Origin of the sequence: uncultured Chitinophaga sp., from assembly GCF_937874145.1 — a bacterium.
Classification (GTDB): Bacteria; Bacteroidota; Bacteroidia; order Chitinophagales; family Chitinophagaceae; genus Chitinophaga.
On record NZ_CALNBI010000409.1, the window covers coordinates 1 to 5504 of the forward strand.

Here is a 5504-nt window from a genome sequence, read left to right on the forward strand (position 1 = left end):
AATTATACACGCGCGGCCCGAGGCCCCATCCCACAACGTCCACCCTTTCCAGCTCCAGGCCGGCGTAATCCTCCAGCCGGATGCCTTCCCAGGTTACCGTGGCGGGATCGGAAGTGAAATCCACGTTGGTGGAGCGGATGAGGAAGAAGCCCCTCGAGCGGCGGTTGTAGATCTGCCGGCCGCGGGTTTGCCAGGCCATGCAGTCGTCGATGATGATGTCCACCACATAATTGGTGGCATGCGCCTCGTCGCCGATGGCTTCCACGCAATGCGAAAACTTGATCTTCGAAATGCGCACGCGGTAAACGGGTACCGCTGAATTGGTGCCGAACCGGATGGCGGTGGAGGATGCCCCGGAACCGGTCATGTCGATAGACACGTTACTGATGCCCGAAGTCAGCTCGAAGCCCGTCATGCGGAAGAGCGACGTGGTGGCGGTGGATTTCAGCAGCACCTGGCTCTCGCCTTCAATGATCTGCCCGGAACCCACGGTGATCTGGTTCGTTCCGAAGTGGAAGCCCGCGGCGGTGTAAGGGATTTTCACCGTTTTGCCGGTTGCCAGCGCCGTGTTCATGGCAGTGGTGTTGACACCGGCGTTGGCGATGTTACCGTCGCCGATTGCGCCATAATCGGTGATCAGCACATAATCCGCCGCGGTGCTTTGCGCCGGGGATTCCGCCGCTACAATGTCCGAAGGCCGCTTCAATCCGGCAGGAGCTTCCGCCCTGGCGTGCCGGACGGTGACCGGAAGCACTCCGGACATCAGGCCCAGGCACAGGGCCAGCCGTTTGAGAAAGTGAGATGATGATTTCATAAGGGTTTTTATTGTTTACAGAATTAAGTGCATAGTCAGGCGCACCGGGCATGCCCGGCGGAATGGGGATACATTCTTTATAAGGAAACGAACCAAGGCGCATCAACCCATTGGCTGCGGCATCCGCAGCTCAATGGCCTTATCGCGACCGGAGCATTGGATCCTGATATTTCGGTCAATAACGGTGATATCTGTTATTTCATCCTCTATTTTCGCCAGGAAGCCGGCATAGCGGGTGGTGATGTTTTCCCCGGCCCCGAGAAACCTTACTGTCTTCTCCCCAAGCAAATCCAATTTGCCGGATTGCAAAATCTCCTCCAGCGGCGCGTGAATCCCGCTGGTGCCAAATTCCAGCCCGCGATACCGCATCTTCCCATTTTCCGAATGCTGCCAGCAATTGATCCAGGGAAAATCCGCACGCGGCCAGATGTAACCGATCAATAATTTGTCGGCCGGCGACCAGGCTGCCTGCCAGCCATATGGTGCCCCTGGTTCTACGATAAATGAAAAAACATGATTATCTGGTTGATAGGAATACTCAAGGTTTATCATCTCCTCCTTTCCTGTAAGGCCCACCGGCCATTGCGAACGAACAGCCGGGTCTACTTCCTGGCAAATCCCCGCATCTGCATTGGAGAAAACGCGGGTAGACGCATGCAAAAACGGCGCGGCGATGGTCGGATGCTGCACGATATTGTAGTACCTGCCGGAAATGGTTTCCCGCACGTAGAACACCGCATCGTTTTCCTCCAACATCACTTCCCTTTCCAACTGCAACTTCTCAACCGGGCTGATGACGCGCATCCGCACCTGTGAATCACTATACGGCGGCAGCACTTCCCATTCGCGCAGATAGAAATCACCGTGTTTAATAGCACCGGTGGCACGTTCTGCCGGAGATGGATCGCCCCAGCGGCCCAGGCATACAAAATGCCCCTTGAACGCCGCTTGTCCGCAGGCGCATGGTATCCCATCCAGCGGATAATTAAAATTTAAAGGATTGAGTCCTTCCGGCTTCATTTGAAAATTGCTAATAGCCCCGCCGCACACATCTATCTCCAGTATACTCCGGCTGTTGCCCAGCCGTATTGAATTTGGTTGAATATTCATGCTGATTTACTTTGATATTCCAGGCGCTAAGTGGCACCTGCAGCACATTCATCATCATTATTATAAGCAGGCAACAAACAATGTATCGAAACAAAAACCGGCCATGGAACCTGCAACACTAAATTACCAAAACCACAATCTGAATATGTCGTGATATTAGCGGAAAGTATCAAATAGTTACCCGGCTGTTTACCTGGCGGCAAGAAACGTCTTTTTTACACCGTACACTACGGCCCTACTGCATTTCAAAGCACTACGGGATGGAGGTAATATGTCGATAAAGATTGACAACATACATACATTAACGCGATCCAATCGCCCCTAATTTTGAAATAAATAGATTCAAAATTATGCATGCTGATAAAATGATACTGGATTTAAGTAGTGTGGGTATCAACGACATTCCTTCCGTGGGAGGGAAAAACGCGTCTCTCGGTGAAATGATACAGAAGCTGTCCGGTTTGGGCATTTGCATCCCCGGCGGGTTCGTCATCACCGTGGAAGCTTACACCCAATTCATCGTCCAGAATCAATTGGACAAAAAGATCAGGGACCTGATCAGCGAGATCGATCACGACAATGTGGAATCGCTCCGCCGCGCGGGCCTCTCCGTCCGCCAGCTCATCCGGAACAGTCCGTTTCCCAAAGAGCTGAGCGTGAAGATCATTGACGCGTATTACACCTTGTCGCAATCCTATGGCCAGGAAACCACTGACGTGGCGGTGCGCTCCTCCGCCACCGCGGAAGACCTGCCCAACGCTTCCTTCGCCGGCCAGCCGACCGCGCCATCAGCTACCGCAGCACCTTTGGGTTCGATCATTTTAAGGTGGGATTGTCGGTTTGCGTGCAGAAGATGATCCGCAGCGACCTCGGCAGCGCCGGCGTGGCGTTTTCGCTCGATACCGAATCCGGTTTCAAAAACGTGGTGGTGATCAACGGTTCTTACGGACTGGGAGAAATGGTGGTGCAGGGCAGCGTTTCGCCGGATGAATTTATCGTCTTCAAACCGAAACTGAAAGAAGGGTTTCCTTCTATCCTCGAAAAGAAAATCGGGGTGAAAGACCAGATGATGGTGTATGGCGATAATCCCGACGAACGGGTGAAAACCATCCCGGTCGATAAAACCAAGCAAAACCAATTCTGCCTGAACGACGCGCAGATATTACAACTGGCGGAATGGGTGTGCATCATTGAAGCATATTACTCCACGCTCCGCGGCCACTGGTGCCCGATGGACGTGGAATGGGCGATTGACGGGCTGAGCGGCAAGCTCTTCATCGTACAGGCCCGCCCCGAAACGATCCACTCCCGGAAAGACGCGGCCCTGCTGGTGGATTATAAGCTCGGCGAAGACTTCAGCCGCGAAAAACCCATCCTCAAAGGCATTGCGGTGGGGAATAAAATCGGGTACGGCCCGGTTAACATCATGTATTCGCTGGACAAGCGCATCGGCGAGCATTTCGAGTTCAAGAAAGGCAGCGTGCTGGTGACGGACATGACCGACCCCGACTGGGAGCCGATCATGAAAATGGCTTCCGCGATCATCACCAACAAAGGCGGCCGCACCTGCCACGCGGCGATCATCGCGCGGGAGCTGGGGGTACCCGCCATCGTGGGCTGCGGAAACGCCACCGAAATCCTGACCGATAACCTGGAAGTAACGGTTTCCTGCGCCAGCGGGGAGGAGGGCGAAGTCTACAAAGGCAAGCTGGAATTTTCCCTGGTGGAAACCAATATCAAAGACATCCCGCAAGTGGACACCACGATCCTATTCAACGTGGCTTCTCCTTCGCAGGCCTTCCATATCGCCCATTTGCCCGGCAAGGGCGTTGGGCTGGCGCGCGAGGAATTCATTATCAACAATTACATCCAGGCGCACCCGCTGGCGCTGATGAACCACGCTTCCCTCAACGACGCGGAGCTGACGGCCAGGATTCAACAGCTGACCAAAGGCTTTGAAAGCGGCGAGCATTTCTTCATCGAAAAGCTTTCCTACGGGATCGGCAAAATCGCCGCGGCCTTCCATCCTTCGCCGGTGATCGTGCGGTTCAGCGATTTCAAGACGAATGAATACTACAATCTCCTCGGCGGTAAATATTACGAACCGAAAGAAGAGAACCCCATGCTCGGCTGGCGCGGCGCTTCGCGGTATTATTCGGAGAGCTACAAGAAAGCCTTCGGGCTGGAATGCCACGCCATCAAAAAGGTGCGCGAGCAAATGGGGCTCGATAACGTGATCGTGATGATCCCCTTCTGCCGGACGGTCGACGAGCTGTTCGCGGTGTATAAAGTGATGGAGGAATATGGGTTGAAACGGGGCGAAAACGGGCTGCAGGTCTATCTGATGGCCGAGATCCCTTCCAACATCATCCTGGCCGATGAGTTCGCCAAACATATCGACGGCTTCTCCATCGGCTCCAACGACCTCACGCAGCTGGTGCTGGGGCTCGACCGCGACTCCTCGCTGGTAGCGAGCATTTACAACGAGCGCAACAGCGCGGTGAAGGAAATGATCATCCGCCTCATCCAGGCGGCGAAAAAGGCGAAGATCAAAGTGGGGATCTGCGGGCAGGGGCCTTCCGACTTCCCGGATTTCGCGCAGTTTCTGGTGGAGCAAGGCATCGACACGTTGTCCATTACGCCGGATTCCTTCCTGAAAACCAATGCGGCCATTCATAAAATTGAAACCGAAAGCCGGAAAAAGCGGCCACAGCCTTTCTAAAAGCACGTATATGATCACAACAACAGAAATGCAGCCCTGCGAAGTGGTGGTGCCGCATTGTTGCCTACTGGGCGAAGGCCCGGTGTGGGACGAAAAAACAGGCAGCATTTGCTGGGTCGATATCCTCAATGGCCGGATACACGAATATCAACCCGCCGGCAATGTTCACCGCACGCACCAGGCCGATAGCCTGGTGGGCGCCGTCGCCATTTGTGAAAACGGCGACTTCATCGCCGGCCTTCGGGAAGGGCTAGCGTTTGTCGGCAGATCCAGCGGCAGGATAAAACTTCTCCATCACCCGGAAGCACATTTGCCGCAGAACCGGTATAACGACGGGAAATGCGATCCGGAAGGGCGTTTCCTCATCGGCAGCACGGCTTTAAACCATAAAAAGCAGGCAGGAAACCTCTACCTGCTGGACCATGACCTGCGCTGCACCGCGCAGCTGCAGGGGGTAACCATGTCGAACGGCATGGCCTGGAGTCCCGATGGCCGGACGTTCTATTACATCGACACGCCTACTTTCGAAGTGGCGGTGTTTGATTACGATACCGAAACCGGCAGCATCGGCCCCAAACGCTCCGCGTTCCCCATTCCCGAAACGGAAGGCCTCCCCGATGGCATGACCATCGACTGCGAAGGCATGCTCTGGATCGCGCATTGGGATGGCTGGCAGGTGGCGCGCTGGAACCCGGAAACCGGGAAAAAGCTTTGCAGCATCCGGCTGCCAGTGGCTTTTGTCACTTCCTGCACATTCGGCGGCGACAACCTGCAAGACCTGTATATCACTTCCGCCAGCATCGGCCTCAACGAAAAACAACACGACGAACAACCCCTCGCAGGATCGCTGTTCGTGAT

5 protein-coding genes are annotated in these 5504 nt (G+C 54.8%); 3 read left to right on the plus strand and 2 right to left on the minus strand.

All coding sequences use genetic code 11. From position 1 onward, the window contains the following. A partial coding sequence (locus Q0510_RS19790; RefSeq protein WP_298715572.1) for a hypothetical protein occupies positions 1-814 on the minus strand: 814 nt, incomplete at its 3' end. A 102-nt stretch (positions 815-916) separates the two neighbouring features. Beyond that, on the minus strand, positions 917-1924 hold the full coding sequence (locus tag Q0510_RS19795) for a hypothetical protein (protein WP_298715573.1): 1008 nt from the start codon (positions 1922-1924) through the stop codon (positions 917-919). A 365-nt stretch (positions 1925-2289) separates the two neighbouring features. On the opposite strand from Q0510_RS19795, the gene Q0510_RS19800 reads away from it, so the two are divergent. The 3 genes from Q0510_RS19800 to Q0510_RS19810 all read left to right on the plus strand — a co-directional run. Next, positions 2290-2781: a PEP/pyruvate-binding domain-containing protein gene (locus Q0510_RS19800; protein ID WP_298715574.1), complete on the plus strand. Its 492-nt coding sequence runs from the start codon at positions 2290-2292 to the stop codon at positions 2779-2781. After that, positions 2751-4646, plus strand: coding sequence for a phosphoenolpyruvate synthase (gene ppsA, locus Q0510_RS19805; protein WP_298715576.1), 1896 nt, complete (start codon positions 2751-2753; stop codon positions 4644-4646). The genes Q0510_RS19800 and ppsA overlap by 31 nt, the downstream gene beginning before the upstream one ends. A gap of 10 nt (positions 4647-4656) precedes the next feature. Continuing rightward, positions 4657-5504, plus strand: an 848-nt coding sequence (locus Q0510_RS19810) for an SMP-30/gluconolactonase/LRE family protein (protein WP_298715578.1), incomplete at its 3' end; no start/stop codon positions are given.